Raw genomic sequence first — 17,298 nt, 5'->3', positions numbered from 1 at the left:
CCCGCACGGTAGGCCGCCTTAGCTCAGTCGGCAGAGCGATTCACTCGTAATGAATAGGTCATCGGTTCGATTCCGATAGGCGGCTCCACTTCAGAGGCCCCTTCCGATCTTCGGAAGGGGCCTCTGACGTGAGTGCCTGACCAACTGCCTGGCTATTCACTCTCGGCGGTGTCGAGGAAACGTCGTCCATGGAGTCCGCTCCGGTGGATCTGGTGCCAGTAGATCGCCTCGCCGCATGGCGGTGTGGTTGCCCGTGCTGCACAGCGGGGCCTCACGACGCTCCAGGTGGGCGGGGCATTCGGTCAGGGCGGGGCTGTGATCGGACGGCGCCGGTACTCGTACACCAGATGTGTTGTGATCGACTGCACCGATTTCGCCGAGGTGACCTTGCGCCAGGCGAAGGTGCGGAGGTGTTCGGCCGACTGTACGGCGACGCGCAACAGAACATCGATCTCACCGGATACGACGATTGCGTCGACCACGCAGGGATCATCCATCACGGTCCTCAGGAAGCGCTCGACGACGTCCTCGCTCTGGGGACGCAGCCGGACGGCGATCATGGCTTGCATCGGCCGGCCCAGCGCGGCCAGGTCGATCTCCGCGGTGAACCGCTTGATCACGCCGCCGCGGACCAGGCGCCGGAGGCGTTCGTGCGTCGTCGACTCGGCGGCACCGAGCCGCTTGGCCAACTCGCGGTTCGTCAGCCGAGAGTTCTCCTGGAGAGCGACCAGAATCTCTAGGTCGGCTCGTGACAGTTCCATAGACGACCCTTAGTTTCCGAGAGAGTTTCGGGCCATCATAGATCTTGACGAAGGTGCTGTAGCTTTCGCCGCATGCATCTGATCATCCCGTGGGACAGGCCCGATAGCGCGCGCGAATGCTTTCACCGCGACGGATTCGTCGTCATGGAGGCCGCTCTCACGCCTGACGAGTGCCGATGGGCACGCGACCGTCTCGCAGGGCTCTTCACAGGTCGTTTCCCGACGGGGAGCTATCCGGACGAGTGGTACTGGCGTGAAGGGCTGAGCCGTCCCGACGCGACACGGCACATGTCCAACGCCTGGAAGTCCGACCAGCTCATCGCATCGATCGTCCAGGCGCCGTGGGTCGGCGATTGGATCGCCTACCTCAACGGATGGCCGAGGACGCGCCTGGGCCAGGACACGATCTGGATCAAACCGCCGTTGGCGCGGCCGTCGAGCCTGCACCAGGACAACTCCTTTATCGACTTCCTGGCACCGGCGACGATGAGCACCTGCTGGATGACGTTCGACGACACCCACGCCGACGCGGCGACGATCGAGTACGTTCCCGGCTCCCACCTCTGGCCGACCGCCCCGCTACCAGCCGACTTCCACGATCCGGGCGACCATCGCGCACGGATGCGGGCGTCCGCCGCCGCGGCGGGGGTCGCGGATCCCGCCGTGGTCCAACTCGAAGTCCCGGCAGGCACGATCGTCTTCCACGACGGCAACGTCTGGCACGGTGCGGCCGGTTCTCAGCGGACGGGAGCCGCATGGCGCCACACTCTGGCGGCGCACCTTCTGCCCGCCGACGCCCGCTTCACCACCGCGCCGGGTGGATACATTTACCGCCGCTACCAACTACCTGACGACGACGGCCTCCATGACGCCTTCTTCCCGGCCTATCCACCACCGGACCCCCGACCGGGCCGCCCCTCGTTCTCCATTCTCACAGCACACTCCTGATCGAAAGAGGTTTCCCATGAGCGTGGACACCGCGGACGAGCCGGGTGGTCCCGACCGGCACAAGACGACGGTGCGGACCTTCCTACGCCTGCTGGAGGAAAAGGACATCGACTCCTGGATCGAGCTATGGGCCGAAGACGCCGAACACTACTACCCGTTCGGCACCGAGATGTTCCCGCGGCACCTGCACGGCAGGCAGGCCATCTAGGACAACTGGAAGACGGTGCCGGACCTGTTCGACAGCCTGCGCTTCCCCATCCACGAAATCTGGGCCGACCGCGACTCCGACACCCTCATCGCGCGCTTCGACTCCGACAACGTCATGAAGGGCGGCGACCGCAAGTACCAGAACACCTACGTCTGCATCTTCAAGTTCGACGCCCACGGCAAGATCTGCGAATACTGGGAGTACTTCGACCCGATCGTCACCGGCCTCACCTACCGCCTGGCCGAGGTCCGCTACCTGTCCGAAGACGAGGCGGACCAAGCCAAATCGGACCCCTTCCCGGAAGGTGCACCCGGTTCCGCATGAGCACGAGTAGCCGGGGAATGCATTCACGCGAGGAGGGTCGGCTGTCAGAATTCGAATAATTTGTTTCGGAGCGCCATCCTTGTCGCTGCCCTTGGCGGACGGCTCGATCTAGCTCGGGTCGGCCGGTTGGTCCATGACGCGCGCAGGCCGCGAATAAGGCTGCGGCCATCACCGAAAAGGGGCAGCAGAAGCAACGCGTGCACAGGGCCCGGTCCAGTGCTGACACCCACAGGACGCCGCCGGCCATGACACAGGCGAGGGGACCGGCGATGGCCACGGCTACGGTCTGGCGTGCCGTCGACGTTCCCTCGGCGCGCACTGACGTGCGCCACCGGACATGGCGGTCGCTCGCCTGTGTGTGGATCGCCACCCTCTGACACCTACTGAGTGCGTTACGCGCGATCTACTTCGCTCGGCACGGCGTCCTGGTCGCCTGGTGGGTCGAAGCCTTGGCGTAGGCGTTGCTCGCAGGTGACGATCCGGTATCCGCTCGGCGCGAGTTTCTGATCCCTGGCGGACGACCTGGGCATCCGGGCGGTAGTGCCGCCCGGCCGACCTTCCCGGTCAGCGACTCGTCACTCCATCTACTTTAGAATCATGTATCCAGCCTAAGATTCACCTCTGCTTGTGCTGGCAAGCTTAGGTGCTGGCTATAGAATTTGATAGTGATGTTGTGTGTTCGGAGGCGCTAGCCGGAGGAGAACGTCGATGTTGCATGATCAGTTCAAGGTGGTTCGGGACAGTGATCTATTGGAAGATCGTTTTGCTGTGGACGGTGTCAGTCCGGAGGAGGTGCGGGAGGCGGTTCTTGACCGTCCTTACTGGTCGGCGCCCGGACGGGACGGCACGACCATCCTCTACGGCCTCACTCTCGCGGGGCGCCATCTGCTGGTCGTGGTGATCGCCGAGGGCGATGAGGCCCGCATCGTCTCAGCACGTGACATGAAGGCATCCTGGGATGCCAGCTACACCGGGGACACACCGCCGCCGTGGGACATCGGTCGGCCGCAGCCGGCCATCGTGCGGCTCGCGGACGAGGGGAGGTTGGCGGGCCGCGTCCTCGACCTTGGTTGCGGCACAGGGGAGCACGCGCTGCTCGCGGCCGGACGTGGCGCCGAGGTCACCGGCATGGATCTCTCGCCGACCGCGATCGCGTGCGCCCGCGCGAAGGCGGCCGAGCGGGGCGTGAGCGTGCGGTTCGAGGTCGCCGACGCGCTCGACCTGCCGCGCCGGGCTCTCACCGCCGACACCGTGATCGACAGCGGTGTCTTCCACGTTTTCGACGATGCGGACAGGGCCAGGTATGTCACGGCTCTCGCGTCCACGCTGCGTCCTGGTGGTATCTGCTACCTGATGTGTTTCAGTGACCAGGAGCCAGGCGACTGGGGTCCGCGCCGGTTCCGCGAGGACGAGCTGCGCGCCGCGTTCACGGACGGATGGACTTTCGAATCCCTCACCGCCGACACCTTCGACCTCAACCTGATTCAGGGCGTGACCCAGGTTCGTGCTTGGCTCGCCGTGATCAGGCGTGACTGAGCGGCCGCCTGGTGGTGCCCAGACGAGAGGCCCATCGCGGGCGTTCGCGATGGGCCTCGTACCGGTGCGGGCTACGCCTGCGCCACGTCCGTCGTCCTCCTCATGCTGGGAGCGTGACCGCTGGAGGGCGGGACATGGCCTGGCGGGTTCGTGGAGTCGAGGACGGCGAGGAGCGCCGTCCTACCGCCCGCTAACGGCGTTCTTGCGTCTGCTAACGGCGCGCTGCCAGCCTGGCGAGGGCGGTAACGTTCAGTAGCAGGTTCGGGGAGCCGCCGCCCGCGTCGGAGACGACGCCGGGCTGGGCGGCCCTGACCACGGCGTTCCGCGACTCCTGAGGCGTCGCGTTGGGGTGGCCCTCCAGGTAGAGGGCGAGTGCTCCGGCCGCGTGCGGTGTGGCCATGGACGTTCCGCCCAGGACCACCTCGCCGGTGTCGGACTCGTTGTCCGCCGAGACGATGTCGCCGCCCGGTGCGAACAGGTCGATGCAGCGGCCGTAGTTGGAGAAGTAGGACCGCCGGTCGCCCTCGTCCGTGGAGCCGAGGGTGACGGCCTCGGCCACGTCGCCTGGGGCGTCGCAGCCGTTCCGCGAGTCGTTGCCCGCGGCGATCGCGAACTGGATGCCCGCGCGGATGGCGCCGCGCGTCGCCTCGCGGAACGCCTGCGGTTCCGGGGCCGGAGGGTCCGAGCCGATGCTCATGTTGCCGATGGCCGGTTTGTGGGCGTTCTTCGCGACCCACTCCAGTCCCTGGATGGCGTAGCGGTCGGGGGAGTAGCCGTCGCAGTCCAGGACGCGGACGGCGACGATCCTGACGTCCTTCGCGACGCCGTGCTGCTCGCCGCCGACGGTGCCCGCGACGTGCGTGCCGTGGCCGTGGCAGTCCTGCGCGGTGGTGTCCTTGTCGACGAAGTCATAGCCGTAGGACGCCCTGCCCTCGAACGTCCGGTGGCTGATGCGGACACCGGTGTCCAGGACGTAGACGGTAACGCCGGTACCCGTGCCCGGGTAGGCGTAGGTGCGGTCCTGTCTGCCGTCGACGCGGTCCAGCCCCCAGGACGGAGGATTGGGCTGCGTACCGGGCCCGGCCGTATGCACCATCACCGATTTCTGCACGTACCGGACGGCCGGATCCGCGGCCAGGTGCCGTGCCTGCTCGGCGGTCATGTCGGCGGCGAAGCCGCGCAGCACGGCGCTGAAGACGCTCTGGACCGAGCCGCCGTGACGGCGCACCAGGTCCCTGGCCTGCGCGGACACTTGTGCTGCGGCGGTCGGCGCGAGAGAGGTCGCGCCGTTCAGCGCCACGATGTACTGGCCGTCGACCGTGCCGGCCGCGTCCGCGTTGATCACGATGCCCCCGGCGGCGTGGGCCGGCGCGCCGAGTACGCCGGTCAGCAGCACGACGGCCGCGGCCGTCGCCGACCGTCTTCGGTTCCTGCGGGTCGTTCGCATTCTCGCCTCCATGATCTGTGGTGGGGACCGGCCGTGGGCCGACCCGGGAGCCACCATCGATCGATTCTGGCCAAGAATGGATGAACCGCTGGATTATGGTCAAAACTATCCAGAATCGGGCGTGCAGTAAGGCATGAGTCACCATCCATGCCTTGCTCACTACTCTCCGTCATTGGGATCATGGTGTCCTGGGCACCGGCCGGCATGATGGCGCACTTCTGCTGGGGATGGTGGTCCTGTAGGGCACCTACGGACGAGCTGGCCGAGTGCGGCGGGCCGCGACGCCGCAGGTCCGTATGCAGGTGTGCGGCGCGGCCTCAGCTTTTTGCCTGCCGGACGCCCTTGCGGGGGTCCGGGGGCGTTCGTCTTGATCGTCTCCGGATGGTTCTGTACGGAAGTCATCCGGCATGACCGGGCGGACGGCGCGTCCTCGTACCGGTCAAGGAGGCCCAGGTGAATGCCTGGATCTGATCTCCGGAGGTGCGGCGGAGCTGAAGTTTCTGGCCATGCTGCCGAACAGGTGATGCCGGGGCCTGGCCCGGGCGGCGTGGCGGCGCCGAACGCGGCGCGGGCGGAGCGCGGGCGGGGCGCGGGGCACGGACTTCCTGCAGTTCGATCCCGCCGACGCGCCGCCCGGCGGGCTGTCGGAATGGCTGGCGGGACGGCGAGCGGCGCGAATCACCGGTGGGTCTCGCCTACTAGCCTTTCACCGGATTCGTTGCCGACCAGCCGTTCGCCCGTATCGAGCACCCGTCGCGCTGGGCGGGCCGCACCGGGGTGTCACGGTGCCCTGCGCCAACGGTCCCGTGGTTTGCGGCCGGACGGGCGTCGCTCCTCGCGTTCATGGAGTGCGTTGCTCCGACGTCCATGAACCGGGCCGACAAACGATTGTGCCTTGGCTGTTGGGCGCTGGGGCGCACGTCCGCCTCGTTCTGGAGGGGGCGGGCTGATGAGTGCGCGGGAGCGCAGCGCGTTGCACGCGTCCTGTGGAGGTACAAGCGCTGCGGCTTCTCGCGATGGCTATTCGGCGTTGGGCAGGTGCGACTTGGCGTCGTCGTAGGTGGCCTGCTTGGCAGGTTCGGCGGGGGCGTAGATGAGGTTGAGCACGCCCGTGTCGAAGGCTTCCGAGGAGATCAGCTTCAACGGGATCGAGGTGTCGCCCTCGTCGAACAACCGCATGCCCTTGCGGATGGCGATCGGGTGCACCAGCAGGCGCAGCTCGTCGATCAGCTGGGCGTCCAGCAGGCGGCGGATGATCGAGATCGAGCCGGGGATGGAGATGAAGCCGTCCCCGGGCTCGTTCTTCAGAGCGGTGACCGCCTGGACGAGGTCGCCCTTGAGCTGCTCGGAGTTGCGCCAGGTGAACTCCAGCTGCTGGTTGGACACCACGATCTTCCGGACGTCGCCGAGCGTCTTGGCGAACTCGGCGTCCTCTCCGCCCGCAGCCTCACGGCCGGGCCAGGCGCCCGCGAAGCTGTCGTAGGTCTTGCGTCCGATCAGCATGGTGTCCGCCCCGACCATGCTGTTGGTGACCGCCACACCCATCTGATCGTTGAAGTAAGGGAAGTGCCACTTGTCGGGCGCCTCCACGACGCCGTCGAGTGAGATGAACAGGCCCGCGATGATCTTCTTCATGGTGGTCTCCCTGCGAGTCGTCGATGTGCTCTATCCCTGATGGACCTTCCGGGCCGCCCGAACTCATCGGTGAACCGGAGAACGGTCCGACTCGCCTCAGCTGTGTTGCCCGCTCGCGGCGTGGCGTCACCTGGGACGCTATCGGTGCCCTCTGACAAACGGAATCGCGGCCTTTCGGCGGGCTGAGGGACCGCTTCCGTGGTCTGTCCCGAGGCGGCGCAACTGCGGCGCCCGTCGCGTGGATGGAATGAGCCCTGAGGTGAACGGCTCCGTTCCGGCGGGTCCGTCAGAGGGAACCTGGGCAACGGGTCGACGTGCCGCACGCCGGGAGTCCCGTCCTCGCATCCGGTTATCGCAGGACCCTGCGGACTCCATAGGACTGGGGCTATGCGGCCAGGTCATGGCCGGGTGACAACCGTGCGGAAGGAGCCCGGACTTTGGCTGAAGTAGCCATGTGACGAAGGTCATGTAGGGAGTTAGGGTCGGGGCAAAGCTGATCTTGGGGTGGTCGTGGAACTTCTGGACGTGGAGACGGTGCGGGACGAGGCGGAGTCCGCCCTGCGGGCCTGGCACGCATACGAGGTGGGCCGCGGATGCGCGCCGGTGATCGACTTTGACTGCCGTCCCATGGAGGAGGAGATCGAGCCCGCGCGCAGCCGACTCGACGTCTACCGGCGGTTGATCGAGCTGCGGGAGCGCGCCGAGGGCGTCGATTGCCTGGCCGGACGTCTCGACGCGGACATCGCCTATCTCGGTGCCCTGCTCGGCGAGCACCGGCCGCTTGCCGAGTACGTGCAGGTCACGCAGGGGTGTGGGGCCGCGGGTTGGTCGGCGGAGTACGTCACCGCGATAGGTGAGCGGGCGCGCACGGCCTTGGCGGGCCTTGGCGTCGGCTGGGGCGCGGTGACCGACACCGAGTTGAACGAGGCGGAGGGGCCGCTCGACCTCGACGCGGCGCCCGAGGAGATCCGGCAGGCCAGCGACCGGTTCGAGCCGGCCGTCCGGAAGGCGACCGGCAGCACCGCGCCGTTCGAGCTTCACATCGAGACCGCCGACGTGGACGCGTACTGGGCGTACTGGCTCGATGGCGCGGGAAACAGCGTTCGGCTACGGCTGAACCTGCGGAACGCGGTCTTCACCGAGGTCGGCGCGCGGCGGTTCGCCTTCCACGAAGTCCTCGGGCACGGCCTGCAGAGTTCCAGCTGGACCGAGACGGTGAAGGGCTCGGTGCCGTGGGTGCCGCTGATGTCCGTCCACGCCTTGCAGCAGGTGCTCCTCGAAGGGCTGGCCCAAACGCTGCCGCTCTTCATCTCCCCGGACGACCAGGCTCTCATCGCCCGGATCCGGCTCGATCACTACATCCAGCTCGTCCGGGCCGAACTGCACCTCGGCCTGGACGACGGTGTACCGATCAGGGATCTCGCCGATCATGCCCGGCGCCGCGTCCCGTGGTGGAGGGACGCGGTGATCGCCGACGCGTTGACGGACCGCCGCGACCCCCAGCTGCGCACCTACCTGTGGTCTTATCCGGCCGGAATCGACTGGTTCGTCCACCTCGCGGACGCGGACACCGCCACCCAGAGCGAGGTACTCCGCGCGGCCTACTCGACGCCCCTGACCCCCGCCGACCTGGTCTCCCTCTGGCCCGACGGCCCCGTCATCGGCGGTCCAGGGCGGTAAGCGGTGACGATGCCCTGGGCGGTGGGGTGCCGACGTTGTCGGCCAGTGCCGGGACGCGTGTTCCGGAGGTCGCGCGAGTGTCGCGGGCGTTGCCGCGACCGGGCGTGTGAGCCCGGACGTGGCTCCGGCGTGGGGCCGCGTTGAGGTAGAGGGGTCAGCCGACCAGTTCTGGGACGGCGGCCAAGTGCTTGGCGAGGACCTCCAGGTGGGTCTTCCTCGCCTTGGCATGGCACTGCCGGCCTGCCTCGGTGACCACGACGAAGACGCCGCGCCGGTCCGATTCGCAGAGGCCGCGCTGGACGAGACCCTGCTTCTCCAGGCGGGCGACCGTCCGGGAGAGCGCGCTCTGGCTGAGGTACATCTCGGCCGCGATCTCCTGCATGCGGTGCTTCTCACAGTCGGACTCGACGAGCCGGTCGAGTGTCTCGAACTCGCTCATGGTCAGGCCATGGGCCTCGTGCAACGTGCGATCGAGGTCACACGCGACGGTGTTGTAGCAGGTCGACAGCGATCGCCACCGCCCGACCAGAGCAGCGTTCGACTCCATGCCGCGCATCCTAGCATGCGCACGCATCAGATGCATCGGCATTAAATTCCGCAGAATTTAGTGCGTGGACATTTGATGCATGTGCATGTACTGTCCTTCGACGTGACTATCACCGACACCTCACCTGCCTCCGCCGTCCATGGGCCGGCGACCGGCGCCCCGGCCGAACAGACCTGGACCCCCCGGCTGTGGGGAGTCCTCGCCGTCCTCTGCGCTGTGCTCTTCCTCGACGGACTCGACGTCTCCATGGTGGGCGTCGCGCTGCCGTCGATCGGGTCCGAACTCGGCCTGTCGACCACCTCGCTGCAGTGGATCGTGAACGGCTATGTCCTCGGCTACGGCGGCCTCCTGCTGCTGGGCGGACGGACCGCCGACCTGCTGGGACGTCGCCAGGTCTTCCTGGCCGCACTGGCGGTGTTCGCCGTCGCGTCCCTGGTCGGCGGGCTGGTGAACGACGGCACGCTGCTCATCGTCACCCGTTTCGTGAAGGGCCTGGCCGCCGCGTTCACCGCGCCGACCGCCCTGTCCATCCTGACCACCACTTTCCATGAGGGGCCCGCGCGCAACAGGGCGTTGTCGGTCTTCTCGGTCTTCGGCGCCAGCGGTTACTCGTCCGGGCTGATCCTGGGCGGCTTGCTCACCAGCTTCGGCTGGCGCTGGACGTTCTTGACCCCCGTTCCGCTCGCTGTGATCGCGCTGGTCGCGGGCATCGCCCTGATCCCGCGGGACAAGCCGTCCGCCGACGGCGGGCACGATCTCGTCGGCGCCGTCACGTTGACCGGCGGCATGCTGCTGGCCGTCTACACCGTCGTGTCGGCACCGGACCGGGGCTGGCTCGACCCGGTGACCCTCGGCTCGGTCGCGGTCGCGGCGATCCTGCTGGCCGGGTTCGTCATCACCGAGAACAAGGTGAAGCACCCCCTGATCCGCCTCGGCATCCTGCGGATCGGCTCGATCGTCCGCGCCAACCTGAGCATCGTCGCGCTCTTCGGGTCGTACCTGAGCTTCCAGTTCATGATGACCCTGTACCTGCAGGACGTGCTGCACTGGTCGCCGCTGAAGATGGCGATGGCGCTGCTGCCCGCCGGACTCCTGGTGGCCTTCGGCTCCCCGTTCGTCGGCCGCCTCATCGACCGCTACGGGACGCCGCCGCTGATCTTCGCCTCGATGCTGTCGATGAGCCTCGGCTACGTGTGGTTCCTGGCGACCGCCGGTGACACGCCGCACTACGCGTTCACCGTCCTGCCGACGATGCTGCTGCTGGGCGGCGGCTTCGCGTTCGGGTTCAGCTCGATCATGGCGCAGGCCACCGATGGCATCGACGACTCCGAGCAGGGACTCGCCTCCGGCCTGGTGCAGACCTCCGGCCAGGTCGGCGCGGCCCTGGTGCTCGCCGTCGTCACCGCCCTGGTCGCCGGTGGCGCGCAGGGTGGCGGCGGGGACTTCGGCGAGTTCCACCCCGGGGTCAACCTCGTCAGCGGCGTCGCGGTCGTGGGTCTGGTCCTCAACCTGATCCCCCTTCTCCGTCGTCGTCACAGCCCCAAGCACGTCTGATCGATCAGCCGAAGGCCCTTGGCTTCGGAAGGCACCCGCGGGGGCGCCCTCCGCCCCTGGGGACCGGGTGATCGCGGGGGCGCCCTCCATCCAGGAGGGCGCCCCTTCGCGCTGCACCCCCCTGCGGGTGCCTTCCCCCTGCCCCCTGCGAGTGCCTTCGCGCTGCCCTCTGCGGGTGCCTTCCCCCTGCCCTCTGCGGGTGCCTTCCCCCTGCCTCCTGCGGGTGCCTTCGCGCTGCCCTCTGCGGGTGCCTTCCCCCTGCCCCCTGCGAGTGCCTTCGCGCTGCCCTCTGCGGGTGTCTTCGCGCTGCGCCCCTCGTCCCTTCACCGCAGCCTCGATTTAGCGCGGATCCCGCCCAGACGAGATCTTGCCCATCTGCTGTGCTCCGCCCCCAACACCCCGCCGGGCGGGGGGTGGGCGAGCCTTGGCCTATCTGCTGTGCCTGCTTTCCACACGCCCCTGCGCGGCTGGAGTGAGGGCGAGACCAGGGTCTCGCCCTGCGCATCCGCAGTGCCCGACGCCCGACGCTCGCCGTGCGGGTAGGTGGCGAGCGAGGCCTGGCCAACCGCTGAGCCCGCTCTCCGCACCTCACCGCGCGGCCCGGCCTATCTGCTGTGCCTGCTCTCCACCTCTCACCGCGCGGGCTGGAGTGAGGGCGAGACCTTACGCATCCGCAGTGCTCGACGCTCGACGCTCGCCGTGTGGATGGGAGGCGAGCGAACGTGGCCCAATTGCTGAATCCGCTCTCCACGGCCTCGCCGCGCGGCTCGGGTGAGGTCTAGACCTTGTGGGTTAGCTAGGCCCGTCCCCACCTCGCTGTGGGGCTGGGGTGAGGGCGAGGCTTTGCGTAGGCGCTGTGTCCGCACCTCACGACCCTCCGCGCCGGTGCGGTGATGGTGGGGGTTCGCGCGTCTGGTGTGCCCGCCTGCGGCCCCTCGCCGAGTGGGTGTGCTTGTCGTGGATGGTGGTTGACGGCCGAGGGGGGTTGATCGGTAACGGGGTCGGGCCTTGGGTGCTCCCGTGAGTGGTGGGGTGGGCTGGGGTCAGTTGTTGCGTTTCCAGAAGGGCCGGCGGGGCGGCTCCTTGGCGAGGTCGGTGAAGGTCTGGAGGGCGCGTGTCCAGACCTCGTTGACCTGGGCTGGGGCGGAGGACGTGTTCAGGTGGCGGAGTTCGTCGCGGAGCGCCCTCAGGGACGTGGTGTCGAGGTTGTGGGACGTCATGTGCCGGATGAGCGAGTCGAGGATGGGTGGTAGCTCGCGGGTCAGGTGATCGAGTCGCTGGTCGTGGTCATCGGGGACGTGGCGGAGGCGTTCGAGTTCGGTGGCGATCTCCTGGCTGAGCGGACGGCGGGCCCTGCGGGGTGCGGGTGCGGGACCGGGCGCGGGGGGACGGGCCATCCGGTAGGCGGCTTCCGGTGGACGGGCTGATCCTCGGCCGGCTACGGCTCCCGGTGCGGGAGGTGGCGGCATGGCCCCCGGTGCGGGTGGCGGCGCGCCGTAGGCCATGGAAGGTGGAGCGGCCGCGTCCATCTGGGCCGTGAAGGCGGCCGGGGCGACCATCGGGGCCGCCATCGGGGTCGCCCAACCATCGGGGGCCTCGACGGGCTGGATCGCCTGGTGGGGCGTGCCGCCTTCGGCGACGACCCGGCTGTCGACGGCCACGAAGGCGGTGAAGCGGCACAGGACACCGAATCTGAGGGAGGTCGCCACGATGCGGTGTTCGAGGTCGTCGGAGCCGCTGATCGTGTAGCGGTCTTCGAGGTCGCGTAGATGCGCGCGGGCCCAGATGGACGACGCGCTCGTGCTCTCGGTGATCGTGGCGGCGGCGTGCCGCTCCCAGGGCTCGCCGTCGCCGCCGGTGCCGTGGACGGACAGCGCTCCAGCGGGTTCTCCGCGGAAGCGGCCCGCGATCACCAGGGGGACGCCGGGGAAGAGTGCGCTGAAGCGGCTGGGGGAGACCGAGTCGGGCACGATCTCCAGCCCGTCGGCGCGGAGCGAGAGACCGGTCGCGAGTGGTGTGCCGATGCGGTGGTGGATGTGGTCCATCGCCTCGTCGAGGCGGTCTTCGGACTCGACGAGTTCGCAGGTGCCCTGGCCGATGGCGGCGAGGCGGTTCAGGAAGCCCGCGTTGACGGCCCGGTCGATGCCGACGGTGTGGACGTGGACGCCCCGGAGCCGGGGTTCCAGATGGGCGAGGATCTGGTCTTCGTTGCCGATCTGCCCGTCGGTGATGAGGACGAGGACCCGGTCTCGGGCGGAGTCGGCGAGCAGGGCGCAGCCCTCGTCGAGCGGGGCGAGCATCTCCGTCCCGCCGCGGGCGGTCAGCGCCGCCAGGTGCTCGACGGCGCGGAACCGGTTGCGGTCGGTGCCGTCGGCGAGGCCGGTGTCGAGGTCGCGCGGCCGCTCGACGACGGTGTCGAACGACAGCACGGCGAAGCGGTCCTCGGCGCGGAGCGTGTCCACCATGCGGGCGGCGGCGCGGCGGGCGGAGACCATCTTCCAGCCCTGCATGCTGCCGGAACGGTCGAGGATGAGGACCACGTCACGCGGCCTCGGTCGGGCCTCACCGGACGGGAGGACGGTCAGCGTGAACGTGCCCTCCTCACCGGAGGCGTCCGGGACCAGCGTGAGGGACGCGGCTTCTCGCGCGGCGTAGTCGAAGCGCAGGATGAAGTCGCGGTTGAGGCGCTCGCCCGGCTGGACGCGCAGGGTCGTGCGCCCGGCCTCCTCCTTCTCGGTCACGACGTGCAGGGCGGAGCGGACCCCGGTGAGCGGCAGGCCGGACGGGTCGATGTCGGCGGAGATCGACAGCCGTACCGGATTGGGGAAGCCGGGCAGGAGGACCGGCGGGCTGATCCGCGAGGCGTCGGGCACGGCGTCGGTGTCGTCCGCCACGCCCGAGCCCGCGCGTTCGTCGTCCAGCGGTGCGCCCGGGATGTAGCGGGGAGCCACGACCAGCGGGAACCTGAACGTGGCGCCGGAGCCCGCGTCGCCGGCCTCGTAGGGCAGCGGCTGGTCGAGCGTGAGCCGGACCGTCACGCGTTCACCGGGCAGGATGTTCCCGACCCGCATGGTGAAGACGTCCGGACGGTCCTCCTCGGCGATCGTGGCCCGCCGGCCGGCGGCGATGGCGGCGTCGTAGTCCTGCCGGGCCTGCCCCCGCTCCTTCAGTGTCCCCTCGATGACGCGGTCGTCCGCCTCCATCCGCAGCGAGGTGACGGCGGCGCGGTCGGGCAGCGGGAAGATGTAGGTCGCCTCCAGCGGAACGTCGAACGGGTTCCGGAAGCCCTGGGCGAGCTCGATCCCGGCGGACAGGCCGGTGATCGAGGCGTGGACGTCGACGGAGTCGAGCGGCAGGTTGCCCCTGTCGGTGGTCAGAGCCCCGAGCCCGCCGTCGGGTTCCGGAGGTGTCGCGGTCTCGGGTAGCGGCATGATGCGCACGGTCACTGTGACCTCCGGGGAGGGGCGGTGGGCAGGGTCGGGGAGGGGACGAGGCCGCGTCGCCGCAACTCCTCCAGTAGCGGTTCCGCGGCGGTTTGGATCGCGGCGAGGTCGTCGCCGCCCAACATGGAGACCTCCAGCAGCAGCGTGAGACCGGGTGCCAGGCGGACGCCCTGGACGAGCGCGGGTGGAGGCGTGTCGTAGTCGACGGACACGTCCCGGTCGTAGGTCACGTCGGGGCGGGTGCTCCAGAACCGTGGACGGCCCGCGGAGCCGGCCACGTCACCGGCTGCGGTGCCCGGCGGCTCCTCGGCGCTTGAGGGGAGGTTGACGGCCGCGCTCGTCCAGGCGGAGTCGGGGGCGCTGGTCGTTGGTTCCTGCTGGTGCGGTGGGGCTGCCGTCTCAGGTGCCTCGGTGGTGGTGCCTGGGCGGGCCGGTGTGGGCGTGGCGGCGGGAGGGGAAGTGGCGGAGTCCGGCGGCTGGGCGTTCCGGCTTTCTGTGGTGTCCGCTGGCGACGGTGTCGGATGGGGTGCACCTTTTGGGGAGCCGGAAACGCGGCCGGTGGTTCGGTTTCGCTGCCCGGTTGATGCCGCGCTCTTTCGCGGCGGGGCGACGGCATCGGTGCTCGGCGCGTCCGTCGGCTGCGGGCCGGATGTGGCGGCCGGTGGTGCCGGAGAGCCGGGGGCGGGAAGGGCGGCGATCTGTTCGAGTTTCGCGTCGGTGGCGGCGGCCAGCTCCAGTTGAATCTCGGCGATCGAGCGCCCCGCGGCCTGCCGTCGCTTCACGGCCGTGAGCTGGAGCAGATGGCGCCGGCCGTAGAGCGCGGTGCGCCCGCGCCGCGCCAGCGGCGGGTCGACGAGGCCGATCGTCGTGTACCACCGGATCAGCCGCTCGTTCGGCATGTCGCGGACCCGGCCGCTGACCTGCGCGGATTCGCCGGCGGCGAGGGCCGCCACGGCGCGTTCCGCCAGCTCGCCGATCGTCCAGGTTCCGTCCATGGCCCCATGGTGACACTGTCACGATGACAGTGTCAACTTTGATTCGTCCGAGATCACCCGAAGGGGCGGGAAGTCACGAAGATTCGAAATGGTGGGTTTGTCGCGTCGAGTGCGTCGCCCCGGCATCCCCTCCGCATGGAAGCCGATATGACAGTTGATTTACCGGGAAAATTTAACTTGTCGCAATTCAGTAAAGTGTCAGCTAATGCGGGAGGATGGCGCGCGACACCGGCTTCAGATCCCTCGAATTGACGGCTGGGGGATCTCAGAGCACTTACCTTGCTGCCATGGACGACCCTCTTCTGGTCGAGGCGTTGGGCGCGCACGATCCGGATGCCATGGCAGAGCTCTATGACGCGTATGCCGATCGGCTCTACGCCTACTGCTGGTTCCAGTTGCATGACAGTGACGCGGCCCAGACCGTGCTGCGCGACGCCTTCGTGGTGGTCGAGGCTCATATCGGCAGGTTGCGCGACCCGGATCGGTTCGGGGCGTGGCTGTACGCCATCGCCCGGCAGGAGTGCTCCCGCCGCCCGCCGCCCGCCGGCGCCCGCCCGCCCGACCTCCCCGTCGCCCAGCCCGACCAGGACGACGCCGATCGGCGGATCATGGCGTGGCAGGCCGTGCTGGCGCTGCCGCCGCGCGCCCGTGAGGTCCTGGAGCTTCGCGTTCGGCACCAGTTGTCGGTTCCCGACCTCGCGGCGATCTTCGACATGCCGCCCAAGGAGGCCCAGGCCGCGCTGGATCGCGCGCACGAGGAGCTCGGAGAGGCGCTGACGGCCGAGCTCCTCGCTCATCAGGGCCCCTACGGGTGCGCCGAACGAGCGCTGCTCCTGCGCGTGCGCCGGGGCGAGCCTTCGACGGAGCGGGGGGAGCGGCTTCTCCAGCACGCTAGGGAATGCGAGGTCTGCGGGGCTTTCCGTACGCGTACCGTGTCGGCGGCCAAGGTGTTCGGCCTGCTTCCGGACGTGGAGCCTCCGGCAGACCTGCGGCAGCGGGTACTGGACTGCTTCCGGGACGAGGAACTCGTCGGTTACAGGCTCTTCGTCGCCACCCGCGCGACCGAGTTCACGCCGAGCGGGTTTCCGGTCCAGCCGAGGGAGCCGGTGCATGCGCCTGACGCGTCCTCCCCTGGGCGCGGTCTCGCTTGGCCGCATCGCCTCCGTCCGGCGCGTATCGCGTCACAGGGGGTCGGGCCGGGTGCGCGCCACCGTCGAGCGACCGTCGTGGTGGGAGCGGCGGCGGTTCTCCTCGGGGGTGTGCTCGCCTCAATGAACGGGTTCCTCGGCCTGCTGGGCGGGAGCCCCGAACGGGCCGATACCGTCGCAAGCCCCCGCCCGAGTGCTGGGTCGGGCCGGGTGGCGGCACGTGCCGAGGGCGCCACCGCACGGCCGGGGACGGGCCGGGACGGATCCATCGACGCCGTGCCCGTGTCGGCCACCTTCCCGCTCGGCTCGCGCGAGTCGTCCGCGCCGCCGATCGCCCTGTCCCCGACGTCCTCGGGCGCGGTGTACGAGGTCAGTGCCGAGAGCTGGGGGCGGAACACGGCGTCCTCCGGTGAGGCCAGGCGGCTGGAGGTCGCCCCGCACTTCCTCGATCTGGCGGGAGGTTCGGACGGAGCGATCGTGCTGCGCGCGGTGGGCAGCCCGGTCACGTGGCATGCCAGGAGCTGGGGCGGCGTGCGGGCCGACCCGGCTTCCGGACGCCTTGAGCCGGGGCAGGCGGCGACCGTGAACGTGCATGTACGCCGGGCCGCGGCTTCGCAAGGCGAAGGTGGCGTCGCGTTCCAGCCCGGCGGCATTCCCGTTCATGTCACCTGGCGGCCCGGCAGTCCCGCCCCGGGACCACGCCCTCCGTCGGCGCCCACTCCCACGAGTACGGGCCCAGCGGTCCCCACCACGCCATCGGCGACGGGAGGGGCGAGTGGCCCGGCCACACCTGCGGCGCCCAAGCCGCCGCCTTCCCCGCCGAAGCAGCAGAAGCCGGATCCGGCCCCCGCGTCGGGCCCGCCGGCGTCCAAGAGCAATTCGGCTCCGCCGCAGTCGCCGGGCAACCTGCCCGCGCCGCCGATCCCTCCCGGCCTTGGCCCCGCCACGAGCCGGTCCGCGAAGTGAGACGGCCGATCTGCCCGTGTCGCGACCGATCCTGACTGATTCGTACGCGCCCGACCGGTCCAGTCGTGCCTGGGCGGTTCGACCATGTCCGGGGCAGGGAAGTTCC

Annotated in this window: 13 protein-coding genes and 1 tRNA gene; 8 read left to right on the top strand and 6 right to left on the bottom strand. The window is 69.3% G+C overall.

Features of this window, described 5'->3' with window-relative positions; genetic code table 11:
- The first annotated feature begins 12 nt into the window (after positions 1–12).
- Positions 13–88: transfer RNA gene (locus GNZ18_RS03405), tRNA-Thr, on the top strand.
- 214 nt (positions 89–302) lie between these two features.
- On the opposite strand, the gene GNZ18_RS03400 is transcribed toward GNZ18_RS03405, so the two are convergent.
- The gene (locus GNZ18_RS03400) at positions 303–761 is read right to left on the bottom strand and encodes an Lrp/AsnC family transcriptional regulator (RefSeq protein ID WP_156214550.1); all 459 of its coding nucleotides are present in this window, start codon (positions 759–761) and stop codon (positions 303–305) included.
- Positions 762–833: 72 nt separating this feature from the next.
- Here GNZ18_RS03400 and GNZ18_RS03395 point away from each other — a divergent pair, with 72 nt between their 5' ends.
- From GNZ18_RS03395 to GNZ18_RS03380, 4 genes are all read left to right on the top strand, one after another.
- On the top strand, positions 834–1,709 hold the full coding sequence (locus tag GNZ18_RS03395) for a phytanoyl-CoA dioxygenase family protein (RefSeq protein WP_156214549.1): 876 nt from the start codon (positions 834–836) through the stop codon (positions 1,707–1,709).
- A gap of 16 nt (positions 1,710–1,725) precedes the next feature.
- On the top strand, positions 1,726–1,917 hold the full coding sequence (locus GNZ18_RS03390; RefSeq protein ID WP_156214548.1) for a nuclear transport factor 2 family protein: 192 nt from the start codon (positions 1,726–1,728) through the stop codon (positions 1,915–1,917).
- A gap of 15 nt (positions 1,918–1,932) precedes the next feature.
- Positions 1,933–2,241 (top strand): nuclear transport factor 2 family protein, encoded by a 309-nt coding sequence (locus tag GNZ18_RS03385; RefSeq protein WP_156214547.1) that lies wholly within the window; start codon positions 1,933–1,935, stop codon positions 2,239–2,241.
- A gap of 708 nt (positions 2,242–2,949) precedes the next feature.
- On the top strand, positions 2,950–3,777 hold the full coding sequence (locus tag GNZ18_RS03380) for a methyltransferase domain-containing protein (RefSeq protein ID WP_156214546.1): 828 nt from the start codon (positions 2,950–2,952) through the stop codon (positions 3,775–3,777).
- Positions 3,778–3,988: 211 nt separating this feature from the next.
- Here GNZ18_RS03380 and GNZ18_RS03375 read toward each other — a convergent pair whose 3' ends face one another.
- Positions 3,989–5,224, bottom strand: coding sequence for a S8 family peptidase (locus GNZ18_RS03375; RefSeq protein ID WP_156214545.1), 1,236 nt, complete (start codon positions 5,222–5,224; stop codon positions 3,989–3,991).
- 1,020 nt (positions 5,225–6,244) lie between these two features.
- Positions 6,245–6,859 carry a dihydrofolate reductase family protein gene (locus GNZ18_RS03370; RefSeq protein ID WP_156214544.1) on the bottom strand — a complete coding sequence of 205 codons (615 nt, stop codon included), beginning with the start codon at positions 6,857–6,859 and terminating at the stop codon, positions 6,245–6,247.
- Between the two features lie 510 nt (positions 6,860–7,369).
- Here GNZ18_RS03370 and GNZ18_RS03365 point away from each other — a divergent pair.
- The gene (locus GNZ18_RS03365; RefSeq protein ID WP_312874276.1) at positions 7,370–8,539 is read left to right on the top strand and encodes a hypothetical protein; all 1,170 of its coding nucleotides are present in this window, start codon (positions 7,370–7,372) and stop codon (positions 8,537–8,539) included.
- 154 nt (positions 8,540–8,693) lie between these two features.
- On the opposite strand, the gene GNZ18_RS03360 is transcribed toward GNZ18_RS03365, so the two are convergent.
- Positions 8,694–9,086: a MarR family winged helix-turn-helix transcriptional regulator gene (locus GNZ18_RS03360; RefSeq protein ID WP_156214543.1), complete on the bottom strand. Its 393-nt coding sequence runs from the start codon at positions 9,084–9,086 to the stop codon at positions 8,694–8,696.
- A gap of 102 nt (positions 9,087–9,188) precedes the next feature.
- Between GNZ18_RS03360 and GNZ18_RS03355 the strand changes: the two genes are divergently transcribed.
- Positions 9,189–10,640, top strand: coding sequence for an MFS transporter (locus GNZ18_RS03355; RefSeq protein ID WP_308165861.1), 1,452 nt, complete (start codon positions 9,189–9,191; stop codon positions 10,638–10,640).
- Positions 10,641–11,683: 1,043 nt separating this feature from the next.
- Here the strand turns inward: GNZ18_RS03355 and GNZ18_RS03345 are convergent.
- Positions 11,684–14,071 carry a VIT domain-containing protein gene (locus GNZ18_RS03345; protein ID WP_156214541.1) on the bottom strand — a complete coding sequence of 796 codons (2,388 nt, stop codon included), beginning with the start codon at positions 14,069–14,071 and terminating at the stop codon, positions 11,684–11,686.
- Positions 14,072–14,082: 11 nt separating this feature from the next.
- A complete protein-coding gene (locus tag GNZ18_RS41730; RefSeq protein WP_246249338.1) occupies positions 14,083–15,078 on the bottom strand; it encodes a helix-turn-helix domain-containing protein in 996 nt (331 codons plus the stop codon).
- A 287-nt stretch (positions 15,079–15,365) separates the two neighbouring features.
- Here GNZ18_RS41730 and GNZ18_RS03330 point away from each other — a divergent pair, with 287 nt between their 5' ends.
- Positions 15,366–17,192, top strand: coding sequence for a sigma-70 family RNA polymerase sigma factor (locus GNZ18_RS03330; RefSeq protein WP_173390624.1), 1,827 nt, complete (start codon positions 15,366–15,368; stop codon positions 17,190–17,192).
- Positions 17,193–17,298: the final 106 nt, after the last annotated feature.

The sequence above is a fragment of the Actinomadura litoris genome, from assembly GCF_009733595.1.
Taxonomy (GTDB): Bacteria; Actinomycetota; Actinomycetes; order Streptosporangiales; family Streptosporangiaceae; genus Spirillospora; species Spirillospora litoris.
Note: the sequence above shows the minus strand (reverse complement) of the source record. Positions and strands in the feature narration are given on the sequence as shown.